20 protein-coding genes are annotated in these 19,347 nt (G+C 75.1%); 7 read left to right on the forward strand and 13 right to left on the reverse strand.

Going from position 1 to position 19,347, the window contains the following annotated elements:
• Positions 1-8: 8 nt before the first annotated feature.
• Positions 9-785 (forward strand): ABC transporter ATP-binding protein, encoded by a 777-nt coding sequence (locus QSK03_RS03210; RefSeq protein ID WP_285648507.1) that lies wholly within the window; start codon positions 9-11, stop codon positions 783-785.
• Here QSK03_RS03210 and QSK03_RS03215 read toward each other — a convergent pair.
• The 9 genes from QSK03_RS03215 to QSK03_RS03255 form a co-directional block, all read right to left on the reverse strand.
• Positions 782-3,136, reverse strand: a complete 2,355-nt coding sequence (locus tag QSK03_RS03215; protein WP_285648593.1) for a RelA/SpoT family protein — start codon at positions 3,134-3,136, stop codon at positions 782-784. The two genes, QSK03_RS03210 and QSK03_RS03215, sit on opposite strands and share 4 nt — an antisense overlap.
• Before the next feature lie 426 nt (positions 3,137-3,562).
• Complete coding sequence (locus QSK03_RS03220) at positions 3,563-4,108, reverse strand: adenine phosphoribosyltransferase (RefSeq protein ID WP_285648508.1); 546 nt, start codon at positions 4,106-4,108, stop codon at positions 3,563-3,565.
• A complete protein-coding gene (secF, locus tag QSK03_RS03225) occupies positions 4,105-5,301 on the reverse strand; it encodes a protein translocase subunit SecF (RefSeq protein ID WP_285648594.1) in 1,197 nt (398 codons plus the stop codon). Before secF ends, QSK03_RS03220 begins: the two co-directional genes overlap by 4 nt.
• Before the next feature lie 215 nt (positions 5,302-5,516).
• Positions 5,517-7,379, reverse strand: a complete 1,863-nt coding sequence (gene secD, locus QSK03_RS03230) for a protein translocase subunit SecD (RefSeq protein WP_285648509.1) — start codon at positions 7,377-7,379, stop codon at positions 5,517-5,519.
• Between the two features lie 101 nt (positions 7,380-7,480).
• Positions 7,481-7,927: a preprotein translocase subunit YajC gene (gene yajC / locus QSK03_RS03235; RefSeq protein ID WP_285648510.1), complete on the reverse strand. Its 447-nt coding sequence runs from the start codon at positions 7,925-7,927 to the stop codon at positions 7,481-7,483.
• A 69-nt stretch (positions 7,928-7,996) separates the two neighbouring features.
• Positions 7,997-9,055 (reverse strand): Holliday junction branch migration DNA helicase RuvB, encoded by a 1,059-nt coding sequence (ruvB, locus tag QSK03_RS03240; RefSeq protein ID WP_285648595.1) that lies wholly within the window; start codon positions 9,053-9,055, stop codon positions 7,997-7,999.
• Between the two features lie 20 nt (positions 9,056-9,075).
• Positions 9,076-9,684, reverse strand: coding sequence for a Holliday junction branch migration protein RuvA (gene ruvA / locus QSK03_RS03245; RefSeq protein ID WP_285648511.1), 609 nt, complete (start codon positions 9,682-9,684; stop codon positions 9,076-9,078).
• 46 nt (positions 9,685-9,730) lie between these two features.
• The gene (locus QSK03_RS03250; RefSeq protein WP_285648512.1) at positions 9,731-10,690 is read right to left on the reverse strand and encodes an alpha/beta fold hydrolase; all 960 of its coding nucleotides are present in this window, start codon (positions 10,688-10,690) and stop codon (positions 9,731-9,733) included.
• Positions 10,691-10,805: 115 nt separating this feature from the next.
• Positions 10,806-11,426, reverse strand: coding sequence for a crossover junction endodeoxyribonuclease RuvC (locus QSK03_RS03255; protein WP_285648596.1), 621 nt, complete (start codon positions 11,424-11,426; stop codon positions 10,806-10,808).
• Between the two features lie 338 nt (positions 11,427-11,764).
• Here QSK03_RS03255 and QSK03_RS03260 point away from each other — a divergent pair, with 338 nt between their 5' ends.
• Positions 11,765-12,235, forward strand: a complete 471-nt coding sequence (locus QSK03_RS03260; protein ID WP_285648513.1) for a nuclear transport factor 2 family protein — start codon at positions 11,765-11,767, stop codon at positions 12,233-12,235.
• A gap of 4 nt (positions 12,236-12,239) precedes the next feature.
• Here QSK03_RS03260 and QSK03_RS03265 read toward each other — a convergent pair whose 3' ends face one another.
• A complete protein-coding gene (locus QSK03_RS03265) occupies positions 12,240-12,860 on the reverse strand; it encodes an alpha-ketoglutarate-dependent dioxygenase AlkB (protein ID WP_285648514.1) in 621 nt (206 codons plus the stop codon).
• Between the two features lie 38 nt (positions 12,861-12,898).
• On the opposite strand from QSK03_RS03265, the gene QSK03_RS03270 reads away from it, so the two are divergent.
• Both QSK03_RS03270 and QSK03_RS03275 read left to right on the forward strand, forming a co-directional pair.
• A complete protein-coding gene (locus tag QSK03_RS03270) occupies positions 12,899-13,165 on the forward strand; it encodes an acylphosphatase (protein ID WP_285648515.1) in 267 nt (88 codons plus the stop codon).
• Positions 13,162-14,277: a DNA glycosylase AlkZ-like family protein gene (locus QSK03_RS03275; RefSeq protein WP_285648516.1), complete on the forward strand. Its 1,116-nt coding sequence runs from the start codon at positions 13,162-13,164 to the stop codon at positions 14,275-14,277. Before QSK03_RS03270 ends, QSK03_RS03275 begins: the two co-directional genes overlap by 4 nt.
• Here the strand turns inward: QSK03_RS03275 and QSK03_RS03280 are convergent.
• Genes QSK03_RS03280 through QSK03_RS03290 form a run of 3 tightly spaced genes read right to left on the reverse strand, consistent with a single transcriptional unit; the run spans position 14,261 to position 16,548 of the window.
• Complete coding sequence (locus QSK03_RS03280) at positions 14,261-15,250, reverse strand: endonuclease/exonuclease/phosphatase family protein (protein ID WP_285648517.1); 990 nt, start codon at positions 15,248-15,250, stop codon at positions 14,261-14,263. The genes QSK03_RS03275 and QSK03_RS03280 overlap by 17 nt on opposite strands.
• 24 nt (positions 15,251-15,274) lie before the next feature.
• Positions 15,275-15,781 (reverse strand): GNAT family N-acetyltransferase, encoded by a 507-nt coding sequence (locus QSK03_RS03285; RefSeq protein ID WP_285648518.1) that lies wholly within the window; start codon positions 15,779-15,781, stop codon positions 15,275-15,277.
• A gap of 5 nt (positions 15,782-15,786) precedes the next feature.
• Positions 15,787-16,548 (reverse strand): YebC/PmpR family DNA-binding transcriptional regulator, encoded by a 762-nt coding sequence (locus QSK03_RS03290; protein WP_285648519.1) that lies wholly within the window; start codon positions 16,546-16,548, stop codon positions 15,787-15,789.
• Here QSK03_RS03290 and QSK03_RS33390 point away from each other — a divergent pair.
• From QSK03_RS33390 to QSK03_RS03305, 3 genes are all read left to right on the forward strand, one after another.
• Positions 16,454-17,248 carry a PaaI family thioesterase gene (locus tag QSK03_RS33390; protein ID WP_285648520.1) on the forward strand — a complete coding sequence of 265 codons (795 nt, stop codon included), beginning with the start codon at positions 16,454-16,456 and terminating at the stop codon, positions 17,246-17,248. The genes QSK03_RS03290 and QSK03_RS33390 overlap by 95 nt on opposite strands.
• A gap of 121 nt (positions 17,249-17,369) precedes the next feature.
• Positions 17,370-18,803, forward strand: a complete 1,434-nt coding sequence (locus tag QSK03_RS03300; protein WP_285648521.1) for a PQQ-dependent sugar dehydrogenase — start codon at positions 17,370-17,372, stop codon at positions 18,801-18,803.
• 70 nt (positions 18,804-18,873) lie between these two features.
• Complete coding sequence (locus QSK03_RS03305) at positions 18,874-19,347, forward strand: SRPBCC family protein (RefSeq protein WP_285648522.1); 474 nt, start codon at positions 18,874-18,876, stop codon at positions 19,345-19,347.

Raw genomic sequence — 19,347 nt, forward strand, 5'->3', positions numbered from 1 at the left:
AGACTCCCGTGCCCGGACCCGCGATCCTCGCCCAGGGGCTGCGCCACGCCTACGGCGACCACACCGTGCTCGACGGCATCGACCTGCGTGTCGAGGAGGGCTCGATCCACGCCCTGCTCGGACCGAACGGCGCCGGCAAGACCACCGTCGTACGCATCCTCTCGACCCTCGTCAGCCCCACCGCCGGCGACGTCCGCGTCGCCGGCCACGACCTCGCCGCCGACCCGCAGGGCGTCCGCGCCGCGATCGGCGTCACCGGCCAGTTCTCGGCGGTCGACGGCCTGCTCACCGGCACCGAGAACCTCCGGCTCATGGCCGACCTGCGCCATCTGGGGCGCCGCGAGGGCCGCCGGCGCACCGCCGAGCTGATCGAGCGGTTCGACCTCGCCGCGGCCGCGGACCGCCCGGCCGCGACCTACTCCGGCGGCATGCGCCGGCGGCTCGACCTCGCCATGACGCTGCTCGGCGACCCCCACCATGTCGATCGCCCGCGGCTCCGTGCTCACCGGGCACGTGGCCGGGGCGGTCGTCCAGACGGTGCTCGCCCAGGTCGTCGTGCTCGGCGTCGCGCTGCTGCTCGGCTACCGGCCCGAGGGCGGGCTCCCGGGTTCCTCGCGGCGCTCGGGGTGCTGGCCGTGGTCGGCGTCGCCCTGGCCTGGCTGTCGGTCGTCGACGGCACCCCCGTCGCCGGGTCGACCCTCGCGCTCGCCCTCGCCTGGTGCGTCGCGATCGGTCTCGGCGGATGGCTCCCCGCCCGGCGTCTCTACGCCCGGTCCCGCTCCTAACCCGCCGAGGTCACCCGGTACACGTCGTAGACGCCCTCGACGTTCCGCACCGCCTTGAGGACGTGACCCAGATGCTTCGGATCGCCCATCTCGAAGGAGAAGCGGCTCACCGCCACGCGGTCGCGCGAGGTGGTGACCGACGCCGACAGGATGTTGACCTTCTCGTCGGCGAGCACCTTGGTGATGTCGGAGAGCAGGCGGTGCCGGTCGAGGGCCTCGGCCTGGATCGCCACGAGGAACAGCGCGCTCGACGACGATGCCCAGTGGACGTTGACCAGCCGCTCGGGCTCGCTGCGCAGCTCGTCGGCGTTGGTGCAGTCGGTGCGGTGGACGCTGACGCCGCCGCCGCGCGTGACGAAGCCGAGGATCCCGTCGCCGGGCACCGGCGTGCAGCAGCGCGCCAGCTTGATCCAGACGTCGGAGGAGTCGGAGGAGTCCCCGCTGTCCTCCATGTCGTCGATGACGACGCCGACGTCGCCGGTGCCGCGGCGGCGCTGGACCGTGGAGGGCGTCGCGCGGTCGGCGAGGTCCTCCTCGGTCTGCTCGACGCCGCCGAGCAGCGCGACGAGCCGCTGCACGACGTGGCGGGCCGAGACGTGGTGCTCGCCGACCGCGGCGTAGAGCGCCGAGACGTCGGCGTAGCGCAGCTCGTGGGCCAGGGCGGCCATCGAGTCGGCCGAGACGAGGCGCTGCAGCGGCAGGCCGGTGCGGCGCGCCTCGCGGGTGATGGCCTCCTTGCCGCCCTCGATCGCCTCCTCGCGGCGCTCCTTGGCAAACCACTGCTTGATCTTCTGCTTGGCCCGCGGGGACGCGACGAACGAGAGCCAGTCGCGCGACGGGCCGGCGCCCTCGGCCTTCGAGGTGAAGATCTCGACGACCTCGCCGTTCTCGAGCGCGCGCTCGAGGGCGACCAGCCGGCCGTTGACGCGGCTGCCGATGCACTTGTTGCCGACCTCGGTGTGCACCGCGTAGGCGAAGTCGACCGGCGTCGACCCGCTGGGCAGCGTGATGACGTCGCCCTTGGGCGTGAAGACGAAGATCTCGCGGGTGGCGAGGTCGTAGCGCAGCGACTCGAGGAACTCGCCCGGGTCCGCGGCCTCGCGCTGCCAGTCGAGCAGCTGGCGCATCCACGCCATCTCGTCCAGCTCGAGGGTGCCGTCGCCGGCGGCCGCGGAGCTCGAGGTGTGCTTCGGGCCGCCTTTGTACTCCTTGTACCGCCAGTGCGCGGCGATGCCGTACTCGGCGGTGCGGTGCATCTCGTGGGTGCGGATCTGCACCTCGAGCGGCTGCCCGTCCGGCCCGATCACGGTGGTGTGCAGCGACTGGTACACCCCGAAGCGGGGCTGGGCGATGTAGTCCTTGAACCGCCCCGGCATCGGCTGCCACAGCGCGTGGACCATGCCCATGGCGGCGTAGCAGTCGCGCACGTCCTCGACCAGCACGCGCACGCCCACCAGGTCGTGGATGTCGTCGAAGTCCTTACCCTTCACGATCATCTTCTGGTAGATCGAGTAGTAGTGCTTCGGGCGGCCGAGCACCTCGGCCTTGACCCGCGCCTCGGTGAGCTGGCCGGAGACCTCGTCGATCACCTTGCGCAGGTAGGTGTCGCGGCTCGGCGCGCGGTCGGCGACCAGACGGACGATCTCGTCGTAGCGCTTGGGGTGCAGGATCGCGAACGCGAGGTCCTCGAGCTCCCACTTGACCGTCGACATCCCGAGCCGGTGCGCCAGCGGAGCGAGCACCTCGAGCGTCTCGCGGGCCTTCTTCGCCTGCTTCTCCGGCTTGAGGAAGCGCATCGTGCGCATGTTGTGCAGCCGGTCGGCCAGCTTGATGACGAGCACCCGGGGGTCGCGCGCCATCGCCACGACCATCTTGCGGATCGTCTCGGCCTCGGCCGCCGCGCCCAGCTGGACCTTGTCGAGCTTGGTGACGCCGTCGACGAGGTGGGCGACCTCGGCGCCGAAGTCGGCCGAGAGCTTGTCCAGCGAGTACGCGGTGTCCTCGACGGTGTCGTGCAGCAGCGCCGCCACGAGCGTCGTGGTGTCCATGCCGAGCTCGCCGAGGATCGTCGCGACGGCCAGCGGGTGCGTGATGTACGGGTCGCCGCTCTTGCGCATCTGGCCGTCGTGGAACCGCTCGGCCGTGTCGTAGGCGCGCTGCAGCGTGCCCATGTCCGCCGACGGGTGCAGCTCGCGGTGCACCGCGGCCAGCGGCTCGAGCACCGGCTTCACGCCGCCGGAGCGCTGGGCGGTGATGCGCCGGGCGATCCGCGCGCGGACGCGGCGCGTCGCCGACGGGGGGCGCGTGGTGTTGACCGGCGGCGCCGGCGAGAGCCCGGCGGCGTCGAGCACCGCGTCGTCGCCGGCGTCGTGGCCGTTCCCGTTCGGGCTCGGATCGGGCGCGTGCCGGGTCGGCGTGCCGTCGTCCGCGGCCGCCTCGGGGCCCGGACCGCTGGCGCGGGGGGTGCCCGCGGCGTCGACGTCCTGGCTCACGCGTCGTCCTTCCCTCCCGGACGAACGGCGGACCCGCGCCCGCCCTGCGTCCGGAATCCATCCAGCGTATCCCCGCGTGCACGGCGTGTCCGGACGGTCGGGTACGGAAAGGGCGATCGGTCGCCCGCGATCGGTACGCGTGGGTGACGCCGTCGACCCCGGACGGGGGCGGTCCGGTCGGCGCGACGGGCGGTCCGGCGGCCGTGGCCCCCGGCGCGGGGAGCGGACGAGCGGCGCGACCGGGCGACCCGCCCGGTCGCGATCAGCGGGCGGTCAGCGGCGGGGTCACTTCGCGAGCAGGGCGTGCACCGGGCGGCCCGCGAGCCGGTCGCGGCCGCGCAGGGCCGGCAGCTCCAGCACGACGGACACGCCCGCCACCCGCGCTCCCGCGCCCTCGACCAGCGCGCACGCGGCGGCCGCGGTGCCCCCGGTGGCGAGCACGTCGTCGACCAGCAGCGCCCGCGCCCCCGGCCGCAGCACGTCGGCGGGGAGCTCGAGGGTCGCCGAGCCGTACTCGAGGTCGTAGGACTGCGACGCGGCGACGACGGGCAGCTTGCCCTGCTTGCGCACGGCGACGACGCCGACCCCGAGCGACTGGGCCACGGCGGCGCCGAGCAGGAACCCGCGGGCCTCGATACCGACGACGACGTCCGCACCGTGCTCGGCGCCCCCCGCGAGCAGCCGCGTCGTCGCGGCCAGCCCGGCGCCGTCGGCGAGCAGGGCGCTGAGGTCCCAGAACAGGATGCCCGGCGTCGGGAAGTCGGGGACGTCGCGCAGCAGGCCCGCGACCCGGTCGAGGTCCGCGGCCGGGTCGGTGGTCGACGCGCTCACTTGCGGCGCTTGCCCGAGGGGCGCGCGGCCTTGCCCGCCGGGCGGGCACCGGGTCGCGGCCCGGTCGAGCGGGCGCCCGACCCGGCGGCGGCGCGCCCGGCGCCGGCGGCGGCGACCTCGCGGGTGTCCAGCACGTCGGTGGCGGGACCGGAGCGGTCGGGCCGCGGCTCCCCCGCGTCGGCGCCGTCACCGCCGGCCGCGCGGCGCGCGACCTTGGCCCGGCGGTTCGCGACCTTCTGCGCCTGCGCCGCCCACTTCTTGTCGCGCATCGCGAGGTCGGAGACGATCGGCGTGGCCAGCAGGATCGACGACGCGGCGCCGATGATCGTGCCCACGAGCTGGACGAGCGCGAGGTCGCCGAGCACGCCGACCCCGAGCAGCACGACGCCGACGACGAACAGCCCGATCAGCGGCAGCGCGGCGATCAGCGAGGTGTTCAGCGACCGCATCAGCGTCTGGTTGACCGCGAGGTTGGCCGCCTCGGCGTACGTGCGGCGCGTGAGCCCGAGCAGGCCCCGGGTGTTCTCCCGCACCTTGTCGAACACGACGACCGTGTCGTAGAGGGAGAACCCGAGGATGGTCAGCAGGCCGATCACCGTCGCCGGCGAGACCTCGAAGCCCACCAGCGAGTAGACGCCGGCCGTGATGATGATGTCGTTGGCGAGCGCCACCAGGGCGGCCAGCGCCATCCGCCGCTCGAAGTAGAACGACAGGTACACCGTCACCAGCACCAGGAACACCGCGAGCGCGATGAGCGCCTGGCGGGTGATCTCCCCGCCCCAGCTCGCGCTGACGGCGCTGTCGGAGATCGCGTTCTGGTCCGGCGCGCCGGACGTCCCGAGCGGCTGGAACTGGGTGAACAGCGCCTGGCGCAGCGCGACGACCTGGCCGATGTCGAGCCGCTCGGACCGGATGATGATCGTCGCGGTGGCGCCCTGGCCCGCGGACTGCACCGAGGTCGCCGGGAAGCCGAGCGCCTGGGCGTAGGTCCCCTCGACCTGCTGGCTCGTGATCGGGCCGGTGGCGCCGACGGCCGGCATCTGGACGCTCGTGCCGCCCTCGAAGTCGATGCCGAAGTTGAAGCCCCGGATGACCATCGACAGGATGCAGACGACGAGCGCCGCGCCGAAGATCGCGTACCAGGTCTTCGAGCGCCCGACGATGTCGAGCCCGCCGTTGCCGCGGTAGAGCATGTCGAGGCGGCTGCGCCGGCGCGGGCGGTCCCGGGTCGACTGCTCGTCAGCCTCGGCGTCGGCGTCGGCGAGGGCCTCGTCGAGCTCGGGGTCCTCGGGGTCCGCGCCGTCCTCGAGGTCGTCGGCGGGCGCGTCGAGGCGCTCGTCGTCGACCGGGGGGCCGACGGCGGTGTCCTCGGTCCGGCTCCCGGCGCGGCGGCGTCCGGTGGGGCGGGTCATCGCGCACCTCCCCGGCCCGCGCGGCTGCGCGTGCGGTCGGACGGGGAGCCGTCGGCAGAGCCGTTCCCGGGGCCGGTCCCGGTCCCGGTCCCGGGGCGCCCCCCGGCACGGCGGGCCCCGGGCCGGGGCGTCGTCGACCCCTTCTTCGGCCCGGGGACGTGGCGGACCACCTCGCCCAGACCGGACCAGGCGGGGCTGGAGAACAGGCGCGAGTTCGACGCCAGGGCCAGCAGGGGGTGCGTCACGAGGAACACCACGACGAGGTCGAGGACGGTGGACATGCCCAGGGTGAAGGCGAAGCCCTTGACCTGGCCGACGGCGAGCACGTAGAGCACCACGGCGGCGAGGAAGCTCACCGCGTCGCCGGAGAGGATCGTGCGCCTCGCCCGTATCCACCCGCGGGGTACCGCCGAGCGGAAACTTCGTCCCTCGCGGACCTCGTCCTTGATCCGTTCGAAGAAGATCACGAACGAGTCGGCGGTGATGCCGATCGCCACGATGAAGCCGGCGACACCCGCGAGGTCGAGGGTGAAGCCGATCGTGCGCCCGAGCAGCACGAGGACCGCGTAGACCACCGCGCCGGACAGGATCAGCGACAGGATCGTCAGCACGCCGAGCGCCCGGTAGTAGAAGAGCGAGTAGATGAACACCAGCGCGAGCCCGACCAGCCCCGCGATGAGGCCTGCCTGCAGGGACGCGTAGCCGAGCGTCGCGGACACCGTCTGCGCCTCGGAGGTGTCGAACGACAGCGGCAGCGACCCGTAGCGCAGGACGTTCGCGAAGTCGGTGGCCGACCCCTGGTTGAAGTTGCCCGAGATCTGCGCGTTGCCGTCGAGCAGCGGCTGGACGATCCGCAGCGCCGAGACCACCTGCGAGTCGAGCACGACGGCGTTCGAGTTGTTGACGTTCGCGCTGGTGTAGTCGGCCCACGTCGTCGCCGGCTGGCCGCCCTTGAAGGCGAGGTTGATGATCCAGCCGACGCCCTGGGGGTTCGGGTTGGGCGTCGCGCTCGCGACGTCGGTGCCCGAGAGGATCGCCGGGCCGAGCAGGTACTTCTCGGTGCCCTCGCGGTTGCACGAGACGAGCGGCTTGGCCGGGTCGTCGTAGCCCCGCAGCGGGTCCTCCACCGCGCAGTTCAGCGCCAGCGCCGCCTGCTCCTGCACCGCGGGGTCCTCGCTCTGGCGCGTGGACTTGGCCTCGGCGATCGCCTGGGCGAGACGCGGGTCCTGCGAGGTGCCGCCGCCGGCGTCGGCCCCGCCGCCCGGCGGCGGCGTGGGCACGGGGGGCTGGGCGGGCCGGTCCGCATCGGCGGGCGGGCCGATCGGGGCGCTCTGACCGCCCGGCGTCTGCCCCGGCGTGCCGGCACCGCTCGCGCCGCCCTGCTGTCCCGGCTGCCCCGGCGCCTGACCGGCCGCGCCCTGGTCACCCGGCTGTCCCTGTTGGCCGGGCTGACCCGGCTGACCCGGCTGCTGGTTGGCCGGGATCGGGCCGCCGAGCACCGGCCGGAAGTACAGCCGCGCGGTCTGGCCGAGCGAGCGCGCCTGGTCGCCCTCCTGGCCGGGGACGGTGATGACGAGGTTGTTGCCGTCCTGCACCACCTCGGCGCCGCTGACGCCGAGCCCGTTGACGCGCTGGTCGATGATCTGACGCGCCAGGTTGAGCTGGTCGTTGGTCGGCGGCGCCCCCGTCTCGGTGCGCGCCGTCAGCGTCACCCGCGTGCCGCCCTGGAGGTCGATGCCGAGCTTCGGCGTCGGGGACCCGTCCCCGGTGAAGAACACCAGTCCGTAGAGCGCGGCGACGACCACCACGAAGGCGGCGAGGTAACGCCCGGGCCGGAATCGGACGGTCGGAGGGGCCACGCTGCGTTGCTCCAGGAAGATCGGGTCGGTGAGCCGGGGGGCTCGACGCGAGGGTAGGCGCCGGGCCCGACGCTCCCGGCGCCGCCCCGCCTCCTACGGCGTCAGGAGCTGCGCGGCGACGAGACGTTGTCGCTCGCGTCGGATGCGGCGTCCTTCTTGTCCGCCGCGATGTCCGACTTCGCCGGCGAGCCGTTCGTAGCCGCGTCCACGACCGGGGTGGACTCGGTCGGCACCGACGACTCCGGCAGCGCCTCGTGGTCGGTGTCGTCGTCGGTGTGCTCGGCGGCCGCGTCGCCGACGAGGGTCTCGCGGACCGCGGCGCGCAGCCAGGTGGTGACGACGTCCGGGGCGATCTCGAGGTCGATGGTGCGCTCGTCGTCGACGTCGACCACCGTGCCGCTGATGCCCGAGGTCATGACGACCACGTCGCCGACCTTGATGCTGTTCTGCAGGTCCTTCTGCTTGTTCTCCTGCTTCTTGCGCTGCCGGCTGGACATGAACACCAGACCGATCATGAACAGGATGAGCAGGGGGAAGATCAGGTCCATCGTTCTCCGATCAGCGGGCGGGCGCGGCGGCGGTGCGCCCGGCGTGTGTCCGATTCCGAGTCTGCCAGCTCACCCGAACAGCGTGCCCTGGCCCCGCTCGTCGTCCGGCGCGTCGAACGCCGTAGGAGGCGCCTCCTGGCCCAGATGGCGCCACGCGGCAGCCGTCGCGACTCGTCCGCGTGGCGTACGGGCCAGCATCCCGGCCCGCACGAGGTAGGGCTCGCAGACCTCCTCGACCGTGCCGGGCTCCTCCCCCACCGCCACGGCCAGCGTCGACACCCCGACCGGCCCGCCGCCGAAGCTCCGGACGAGCGCGCCGAGCACGGCCCGGTCGAGGCGGTCCAGCCCGAGCTCGTCGACGTCGTAGACGGCCAGGGCGGCACGGGCGACCTCGCGCGTCACGGCGCCGTCGGCGCGGACCTCCGCGTAGTCGCGGACGCGGCGCAGCAGCCGGTTGGCGATGCGCGGCGTGCCCCGGGAGCGCCCGGCGATCTCGGTGCCGCCGTCGGGGCGCAGGTCGACCTCGAGGATCTGCGCGCTGCGGCGCAGCACCAGCTCGAGGTCCGAGGGCTCGTAGAACTCCATGTGCCCCGTGAACCCGAAGCGGTCGCGCAACGGGCCGGTGAGCGAGCCGGCCCGCGTCGTGGCCCCGACGAGCGTGAACGGCGCGACGTCCAGCGGGATCGACGTCGCGCCCGGGCCCTTGCCGACCACGACGTCGACCCGGAAGTCCTCCATCGCGAGGTAGAGCATCTCCTCCGCGGGCCGGGCCATGCGGTGGATCTCGTCGATGAACAGCACGTCGCCCTCGACGAGGTTCGACAGCATCGCCGCGAGGTCGCCCGCCCGCTCCAGGGCCGGCCCGCTGGTGATGCGGACGGCGGCGCCGAGCTCGTGACCGATGATCATCGCCAGGCTGGTCTTGCCGAGACCGGGCGGGCCGGAGAGCAGCACGTGGTCCGGCGGGCGGCCGCGGCGCATGGCGCCCTGCAGCACGAGGTCGAGCTGCTCGCGGACCCGGGGCTGGCCGATGAACTCGCTCAGCCGCGCGGGCCGCAGGCGGTTCTCGAGGTCGGACTCGCCGTCGGCGGCCGTGCTCGCGAGCGCTCGCTCGAGCGACTCCTCCATCTCGTCCGCGGGCGGCTCGTTCATCGCGGGCCCAGGCGGGAGAGCGCCGCGCGCAGGACGGCCGAGGAGTCGGACGGTCCGCCGTTGCCCAGCACCTCGTCGACCGCCTTCTCGGCGGGCTTCGCCGCGAACCCGAGCCCGACGAGCGCCTCGACCACCTGGTCGCGCAGGCTGCCGGTGGCGACCGGACTCGCGGCCACCTCGCCGTCCTGCGCGTCCGCCGCGCTCGGCGGGGCCACCTTGTCCCGGAGCTCGACGACGAGGCGCTCGGCGCCCTTGCGCCCGATGCCCGGCACGCTCATCAGCGTCGTGAGGTTGCCGTCGGCGAGGGCGTGGCTCAGCGCGGCCGGGTCGAGGACGGCGAGCGTGGCCAGCGCGACGCGCGGCCCCACCCCGGACACGGTCTGCAGCAGCAGGAACATCTCGCGCTCGGCGCTGTCGGCGAAGCCGAAGAGCGTCAGCGAGTCCTCCCGCACCACCAGTGCGGTGTCGAGCCGGGCGGCCTGCCCGCGCCGCAGGCGGGCGAGCGTGGCCGGCGTGGCCTGCACGGCCAGCCCCACGCCGCCGACCTCGACCACGGCGTGGTCGAGCCCGACCGAGAGCACCTCCCCGCGGACCGACGAGATCACCGCTGGACCCTCCCGACGTCGCGGCTGGCGAACACGCGTTCGAAGGTTACCGGCCGCCCCCGACGCTCCCGCGGACCGCCGCGCCGCCCTCCAGGTACTCCGCCACCACCGGCGCGAGGACCGCCGGGACGACGAAGTGCTCCTGGCCCGGCATCGTGCGGTGCTCCGCGCCCGGGACCGCCGCGGCGAGCGCGGCGATGGCGTCGCGCACCCATGCGGGGCTCGCCGCGCCGTCGAGGGCCAGCAGGGGGACGGAGAGGCCGGCGAGACGCGCCGCCGGCAGCACGTCGCGCGTCACGAGGGCGACGTCGTGCGGCAGCGACGGGGCCAGCGCGACCGTGCCGGCCCAGAACGGCGTGGTGCGCAGCCGCTCGACCGGCGCCGGCGCGGCCGCCGGGAACCCGCCGAGGAACGCCGCCGCGGCGTCGTCGTCGCGACCCTCGCGCAGCGCGGTCATGGTGGCGACGGCGAGATCGCGGCGCCCGTCGGCGTCCGCGCCGCCGACCCGCCACGGCGCCTCGTGGGCGACGACCCGGCCCGCCGGCACGCCGCGCATCACCGCCTCGAGCGCGAGGACGGCACCGGCCGAGTGCGCGTAGTGGGCGGGCGCGGCGTGCCCTCCCCCGGCGTGCCCACTCCCGGCGTGCCCTCCCCCGGCGTGCCCTCCGCCGGCGTGCCCTCCGCCGGCGTGCTCTCCGCCGGCGTGCCCTGCGCCGGCGTGCTCGACGACGGCGGCGAGATCGGCGACCTCGGCGGCCACGAGCGTCTCGCCGTCCGGCCCGAGCGGGTCGAGCGCGGGGTCCGGCACGCCGCCGCTGTCGCCCCGACCGCGGCGGTCCCAGACGTGCACCGTGAACCGGTCGGCCAGCGCCTGCGCGAGCAGCCGCACGCCGGCCCGTCCCTGGAGCGCCCCGGTCGTGATCACCAGAGGCGGCCCCGCCCCGACCGCCTCGACGGCGATCCGCGTCCCGTCGCCCGAGACGACGAACTCCGGTGCGGGGATCACGGTCGTCGCTCGGCGTCGTGGCGGGCGTGGGGCCCGGCGTGTCGCGCGGCGAGGATGTGGCGATCCTGGCGTGGGACGCCAGGAACGCCGCATCGCTCGAACACGCCCACCCCGGTCAGCGCGCGGCCTTGCCGGCCCGGGTCGGCGCGCCGGGCGTGCTCTGCGGACCTGATCGACTCGCCTTCCGCGCGGCGGCGAGGCGGGCGCGGTGGCGCTTGGCGACCTCGGCGGCGCGGGCCTCCGCCTCGGCCATGCGCGCGATCATCGGGGCGCGCCAGCAGTGGCAGACGGCGAGCGCGAGGGCGTCGGCGGCGTCGGCGGGGCGCGGGGCGGTGTCGAGCGCGAGCACGCGGGTGACCATGGCCGTCACCTGCTCCTTGCCCGCCCGGCCCGACCCGGTGACCGCGGCCTTGACCTCGCTCGGCGTGTGGAACGCGACTGGCAGCCCGGCCCGCCCGGCGACGAGCGCGACCACCCCGCCCACCTGGGCGGTGCCCATCACCGTGCGCACGTTGTGCTGGGCGAACACGCGCTCGACGGCCACCACGTCCGGCCGGTGCTCGGCGATCCACGCCTCGACGACGTCGGCCACGGCGCCGAGGCGCTCGGCGACCTCGGCGTCGGGCGGGGTGCGGACCACGTCCACCGCCACGGCACGCACGGCCCGGCCGCCGCCGCCCTCGACCAGGCCGAGGCCGCAGCGCGTCAGCCCGGGGTCGACGCCCAGCACCCGCATGGACGGCGACGCTACGCGGCGCGGGGTCGGCGGCCCGCCCTCCTCCCCTGGCGCGGCGTGTCCCGCGCTGCCGGTGATCACGAGCACCTCGTGCACCCGCCTCGCACCTCGGCGGTGGACCACGCGCCCCTGATCTCCCCGGGCAGCGCCGACGCCCCCGCGAGCCGCACCTATCGCATGATCGACAGGACGCCGGACCTGCGGAACGTGCCGGTCGCCACGCCACCGGTCACGCGACGACACTCGTGACACTCTCGGGAGATCGAGATGGAGAGCCCGCCGACACCCGGTGACCCGCCGGCCACCCGGAGGCGACCCGCGCGAGGAGGAGCGAGCCCGTGACCACGAGCCGGACCGAGGAGCCCCGTCCGCCGTTCCCGCCGTTCGACGAGGAGTCGGCGCGCGCGAAGGTGCTCGCCGCCGAGAACGCGTGGAACACCCGCGACCCGGAGAAGGTCGCGCTGGCCTACACGCTGGACACGGTCTGGCGGAACCGCAGCGAGTGGGTCACGGGGCGCGCGGAGGTCGTCGACTTCCTGACCCGCAAGTGGGAGCGCGAGCGGGACTACGTGCTCCGCAAGTCGCTGTGGACCTACGCCGGCCACCGCATCGCCGTGCGCTTCCAGTACGAGTGCCGCGACGCCGCCGGGCAGTGGTGGCGCAGCTACGGCAACGAGAACTGGGAGTTCGCCGACAACGGCCTCATGCGCCGGCGAGAGGCGAGCATCAACGACCTGCGGATCGCCGAGGAGGACCGCCGCCTCCACGGCCCTCGCGAGGACGGGGACACGAGCGAGATCCCGATCTAGGAGATCAGGGCCGCGGCCCCGGGTCGTCGTGCCGGAACGTGACGCTGACCCGCGGGCCGGCGCCGGGCCACTTCGGCACCGTGTGCTGCCAGTCGTGCTGGCAGCGCCCGCCCATGACGAGGAGATCGCCGCCCGCGACGGTCAGCCGCGTCGAGGTCCCGCCCGCCAGCGGCCGCAGCCCGAACCGCCGCGGCGCGCCCAGGGACACGATCGCGACGATCGGCGCCTCGTGGGTGAACCGCACGCGGTCGCCGTGCCAGGCCACGGAGTCGGCGCCGTCGCGGTAGTAGTTGCACCCCACGCGGTCGAACCGCACGCCGTAGCGCCGGGTGAGCACGTCCGCGACGGCCGGCATCGGGTCCGGGGCCTCGTCGATGCGCCACCCGCACGTCAGCCGCGGCTCCATGACGTCCTGGTCGTACATCCGGCGGCGCCGCTGGTCCCACGGCGCCTCGGCCACGATCGCGTCGAACCACGCGTCCGCGCCGGTGATCCAGGCCGGGGCCAGGTCGACCCACGACCGATCGTCGAGCACGATGCGCCGCGGGACGACCCCCGGGTCGACCGCCGGGCTCCCCGCGTCCTCGCCGCCCCCGAACAGGGAGGGCGTCCACGCGGCGGTCACCCCACGAGTAGAACACACGTTCGAACGGAGTGCGAGAGGTGCAGAGCAAGCACATCGTCGTCCACGGGCGCGTCCAGGGCGTCTTCTACCGCGCGAGCGCCCAGGACGCCGCCGGCGACCTCGGCGTCGCCGGCTGGGCGCGCAACCGCGACGACGGCACCGTCGAGATGGTCGTCGAGGGCGAGGACGACGCCGTCGAGAAGATGATCGCCTGGGCGCGGGAGGGGTCCTCGCACGCCCGGGTCACCGACGTCGAGGTGACCGACGCCGAGCCGCAGGGCCTGCGCACCTTCGAGACCTCGTGACGGCCACGCCGGAGATCGCCCCGGCACAGGTCCGCCGCTTCCGCCTGCACCGCCAGTTCCTGGTCCGCCGCGACGGGGACGGTCCCGTCGGCATCGCCCGCCGGCTGGTCGGGGTCCAGGCGCAGGTGCCCTCGGCCGCGGCGCAGGCGGTGGCCGTCCGCACGGGCGCGGGCACCGCGGACGACGGCACCGTCGACGCCGCGCTGACCGCCGGGACGCTGCTGCGCACGTGGGCGGCCCGCGGCACGCTGCACCTGCTCGCCGCCGACCAGGCGCCCGCGCTGCTCGCGCTCCTGGCGAGTGCCCGCTCCTGGGACAATGGCTCGTGGCAGCGCGAGTTCGCCACCGCGGCGCAGGTCAGCGCGCTCGAGTCGGCCGTCGCGGAGGTGCTCGCCGACGCCGTGCTCACCCGCGAGGAGCTCACCGCGGCCCTCATCGCCCACAGCGGGCACACCGACCTCACCGCGGCGCTCGGCTCGGGGTGGGGCACGGTGCTCAAGCCCCTCGCGTGGCAGGGGCTGCTCTGCCACGGCCCGCCCGCCGGACAGCGGGTGACGTTCACGAGCCCGGCCCGCGCGATCCCCGGCTGGCCCGGCCTCCCCGACCCCGACGAGGCCGCCCGCACGATCGTCCCGGCCTTCCTCGCCGCCCACGGTCCGGCGACCCCGGACGCCTTCGACGCCTGGCTGCTGCGCGGGGCCACGAAGAAGGCGCGGCTGCGGAGCTGGTTCGCGGGCCTGGTCGCCGACGGGACGCTCACCGAGGTCGACGTCGACGGCGAGGCCCGCCACGCGAACACCGCGGACCTCGACGACCTCGCGGACCTCGCCCACGCCGAGCCCGTCGGCCCCCGCTTGCTCGGCCCGTTCGACCCCTACGTGCTCGGCACCGGCACCGCCGACCCCGACCTCGTGCCCCCGGAGCACCGCAGGGACGTCAGCCGTGCCGCCGGCTGGATCGCGCCCGTGGTCGTTGACGACGGCCGCGTGGTCGGCACGTGGAGCCTCGACGACGGCGCCGTCGCACCCTTCGACGGCCCGGTCACCGGGCTCGCGGAGGAGCGCGCCGCGTGGGAGCGGGTCCTCGCCCGCCCCCTCACGCCCCCGGGGTGACGCCCCGATCCGAGCGCGACACGAGCACCGTCACCACGAGCGCCGCGTGGTCGGTCGCGGGGACGTGCGACGTCGCGAGGTCCACCGGCGTCACCGGGCCGGACACGAGCACGTGGTCGATCGCCGCGAACGGCGGGACGGCCCGGTCGGTGGGCCACGTCCCGCGCAGCGCGTCGCCGAGCTCCCGCGCGGAGTCCGTCCAGTGACCGGCCAGGAGCTCCCGCAACGGCCGGTGGTCGAGGGTCGCGTTGAGGTCCCCGACGATCAGCCGCGGCGGCCCGTCGAGCCCGGACGGGCCCGGCAGGTCGGTGATCTCGCGGGCCCAGCCCTCGGGGTCGTCGCGGAAGACCGGTGCCGCCGGGTGCGCGACGACCACGTCGACGGGCGCGGCCGGGGTCAGCACGCGGGCCGCCACCTGCGAGAACACACCGGGCCGCAGCGAGAGGCCCGACGGCGCCAGCGGGTGGCGCGCGACCAGCGTCGTGCCGCCCGCGCCGTCGCGCGCCATCGACGCCCGGAACGGCAGCTCGGCGCCGAGCCCGGCCTCGTCGAGGCGCCGCTCCGCCGCCGGCGTCACCTCCTGCAGGCCCAGGACCCCGACCCGCCGCTCGCGCACCATCGCCACGACGGCGGCCGGGTCGGCCCGGCCGAACTGCAGGTTCACGGTCGCCACGACCTCCGCGGCGCTGGTCGGTCCGGGCCGGATCATCGGATCGCCGTAGGGCACGGCGCGGGGCACGACCACCGCGGCGAGCGCGAGCGCGGCCACCACGGCGACCACGCCGGCGCCCCAGCGCCGCAGCACCAGGGCCAGCACGGCCACGACCGCGGCCACGACGGCCACCGCCGGCGTCAGCGGCAGCAGCGCGAACGCCGTCGGGGACCCGGCGGGCGCCCACCACCAGAACGGGATCCAGAGGGCGACGACGGCCGCGGCGAGCCCGAGCAGGACCCCGACGACGCGCGAGCGCACCCTCACCGCACCCTCACCGCACCCTCACCGCGGCGCCGACCGCTCCATCCGCAGCAGCTCGACGCCCGCGCTGTCGACCCGCCGCCCGGTCTCCTCGTAGCCCGCGCGCCGGTAGAGCCGCAGGTTCTCCTCGCTGCGGGCGCCGGTGACGAGCCAGGTCACGTCGCCGGGGGCCAGCTCGCCGTGCGCGCGCTCGAGCAGCGCCCGGCCGATGCCGTGGCCCTGCGCGTCGGGCGCGACCGAGAAGCGGGCGAGCTCCGCACACCCGGAACCGCTGCCGATGCCGCCGCCGACCCCGTCGTCCCGCAGGCGCACCGACCCCACGAGACGCCGCCCCGCCCACGCGCCGAAGCCGCGGACCTCGTCGCGGCCCAGGTCCGCCGCCAGCGCGGCGACGGTCTCGCGCAGCGGCGGGATCTCGGTGGTGCCGTAGCGGCGCGCCTCGGAGAGGTACGCGGCGTACTGCACGGTCAGCGCCTCCCCGGCGTCGGGCGCCCCGAGCGCGGCGACGACGCAGGGCGCGCGTGTCACCGACCTCAGCCGACCTCGGCCATGACCTCGTCCGAGGCGTCGAAGTTCGAGTAGACGTTCTGGACGTCGTCGGAGTCCTCGAGCGCGTCGATGATCCGCAGGACCTTCCGCGCGCCGTCGGCGTCGACCTCGACGTTCATCGACGGGACGAACGACACCTCGGAGGAGTCGTAGTCGAAGCCCGCCTCCTGGAGCGCCTTGCGGGTCTCGACGAGGTCCGAGGGGTCGGTGAGGACCTCGAAGCTCTCGCCGTAGTCGTTGACCTCCTCCGCGCCGGCCTCGAGGACGGCGAGCAGCAGGTCGTCCTCGGCGAGCTCGCCGGACGCCTGCGCCTTCGGGACGATGAGGACGCCCTTGCGGGTGAACAGGTACGCCACGGAGCCCGGGTCGGCCATCGCGCCGCCGTTGCGGTTCATGGCCGTGCGGACCTCGCCCGCGGCGCGGTTCTTGTTGTCGGTGAGGCACTCGACGAGCACCGCGACCCCGCCCGGGGCGTAGCCCTCGTAGGTGATGACCTGGTACTCGGCGCCGCCGGCCTCGGCCCCCGAGCCGCGCTTGACCGCGCGGTCGATGTTGTCGTTGGGCACCGACGTCTTCTTCGCCTTCTGGATGGCGTCGTAGAGCGTCGGGTTGGCCGAGGGGTCGCCGCCGCCGGTGCGCGCCGCGACCTCGATGTTCTTGATCAGCTTGGCGAACATCTTGCCGCGCTTCGCGTCGATCGCGGCCTTCTTGTGCTTGGTGGTCGCCCACTTGGAGTGGCCGCTCATCGCTCCCGCCCTTCGTCTCGCACGCACCGCTCCCGGGGTCGTCCTGCTGGTCCTGCCCACGCCCCCGGCCGGCGCTGGTGGCGGTGTCCGCCGCGCACGCTTCCGACGATCCAGTCTACCGACGACCCCGGGCGGCGGACGGGACGGTACGGTGCGGAGACATCTGAGTCCCGATCCGATACTCAGCCAGGGCGACAGGAGCACGATGGACGTCACGACGCGCGAACGCACCCACACCTGGTCCGACCCCCGTGAGCTCGCCGCCGCGGCGGGCTCGCGCAGCGGCCTCGAGTTCCTGCAGGCCATGGCCGACGGGACGCTCCCGCCGCCGCCGATCATGACGCTGGTCGGGGCGTCGGTGGCGTCGGTGGAGCCCGGTCGCGTCGTGTTCACCGTCGAGCCCGCGGAGTTCCACTACAACCCGATCGGCTCGGTGCACGGCGGCATCTACGCGACGCTGCTCGACTCCGCCGCCGGGTGCGCGGTGCACAGCACCCTCGACGCCGGTGTCGGCTACACGAGCCTCGACCTCTCGGTGAAGTTCCTGCGCAAGCTCACGGCCGACTCCGGGACCGCCCGCGCCACGGGCCACGTCGTCCACGCCGGGCGCAGCACGGCGCTGGCTCGCGCCGAGCTCGTCGACGGTGCGGGGCGCCTGGTCGCCGAGGCCACCTCGAGCTGCCTGATCCTGCGGGGCTGAACCACCCGCGGCGCGCGTCCGAACACGGGCCCGGACGCGCGGGCCACCCGGCCGTGTGGTGCGCTGGCGTCCGTCGCCGGGCCGGAACGAACGTCGGGACGAGTCGAGACGAAGGGGCGCGATGCCTGCCGCGAGACCGTGGAGACGCGCCGCGACGGGGGCCACCGCGGTCCTGCTCGCGCTGGCCGCCGCCTGTGGCGGGGCCGCCACCCCACCCGCGGCGCCGGGGAGCTCGGCCGCGGCGCCCGCGGCGCCGGCCGACCCCGCGCGGACGGCGTCGGCCGGTCCCACCGGCGGCGAGGGGCCTGCCCCGTCGGGCGCGGCCACCGAGGGGCTGACCCCGGTGCCCGTGACGGTGCCCGCCGGCATGGGCGACGACCCGTTCAACGCCCCCCGCCAGGCGCTGGTGCCGCCCGGCTGGTCGATCGCCGTGTGGGCGCGCGTGCCCGGCGCGCGGATGGAGGCGTTCGCGCCCGACGGGGCCCTGCTGGTCTCGCGTCCCGGGGCAGGCCAGGTCGTGCGGCTGGTCGCCGGGCCGAACGGTCCGACGAGCACGCCGCTGGTCGACGGGCTGACCCAGCCGCACGGGCTGACCTTCGTCGGGAACACCCTCTACATCGCCGAGAGCAACGCGGTGCGGTCCTACCCGTACCAGGGCGGCTCGCTCGGCACGCCGACCACGATCGTCGACGACCTGCCCGACGCCCGCAGCCCCGACCTGCGCGGCGCCTACGCGCACGCCCTCAAGAGCGTCGCGGTCGGCCCGGACGGCTCGGTGTACGTCTCCGTCGGCTCCACCGCCAACGTCTCGCCGCAGGACCGGGACTCGACCCCGCAGCGGGCGTCGATCCTGCGCATCCCGCCGGGCGGCGGCGCCGCGGAGCCGTACGCCCGCGGCGTGCGCAACGGCACCGGCCTGGCCGTCGCCCCGGACGGCGCGGTGTGGACCGCGGTCAACAACCGCGACAACATCCCGTTCCCGTACGACCGGCCGTACGGCGACGACGACGGGTCGGCGCGGGGCCGCGTCATCCCCGACTACGTCGACGACCACCCGCCCGAGGAGCTCGCCCGGCTCTACCCCGGGCGCGACGTCGGGTGGCCGTTCTGCAACCCCGACCCCGACGTGAACCCGGGCGTGGCCGGCAGCGCGATCGACCCGTCCGACGTCCCGTTCGTCGCCGACGCCGAGACGAACCCCGACGGGCGCGCGCTGGACTGCCGGTCGCTGACCCCGATCGAGCAGACGATGGGCGCCCACTCGGCGCCGCTCGGGCTCGCCTTCGGCACGCTCCCGGCGCCCTACGGGCAGGGCGCGATCGTCGGCGTGCACGGGTCGTGGAACCGGCAGACGCCCCGCGCACCGGAGGTCTCGTTCTACTCCTGGCGCGGCGGCGCGCTCGACGGCCAGCGCACCCTCGTCGGCGGCTTCCAGGGCCCGGACGGCTCGCGCTGGGGCCGGCCGGTGGCCGCGGTGCAGGGGCCCGACGGGGCCGTCTACATCACCGACGACGGCGCGGACGCCGTCTACCGCCTGGCCCCGCCCGGTCGGTAGTGCCCAACCGTTTCGCGGTCCGGCGCGCGGGGCACGTGACCCGCGACACCTGATCCACCGGAGGGGACCCATGAGCGAGAACGTGACCGTGACCCGCACCGTCGACGCCAGGCCCGAGCAGATCTTCGCGCTGCTCAGCACGCCCGACCGACACCACGAGTTCGACGGGGCCGGCATGCTGCGGGGCGTCGACGGTCCGGGAGAGGTCAGCGGCATCGGCGACCAGTTCGTCATGAACATGCGCAACGACGTGCTGGGCGACTACCAGATGCTCAACACGGTCACCGCCTACGAGCAGGACCGCGAGATCGCCTGGGCGCCGCAGCTGCACCCGCTCGACGGCTACACCGACAAGCTCGGGAACGTGACCGCGAAGGGCCACACCTGGACCTGGAGGCTCGCGCCGGCGGGCGGCGGCACCGAGGTCACGCAGGTCTACGACTGGAGCGGGGTGGCGGACCCCGACTTCAAGGGCTTCTTCCCGCTCGTGACCGAGGACCAGATGACGCAGACGATCGACAAGGTCGCCGACGCGGCGAGCTGA

The organism is Actinomycetospora sp. NBRC 106375 (genome assembly GCF_030269665.1).
GTDB lineage: Bacteria > Actinomycetota > Actinomycetes > Mycobacteriales > Pseudonocardiaceae > Actinomycetospora.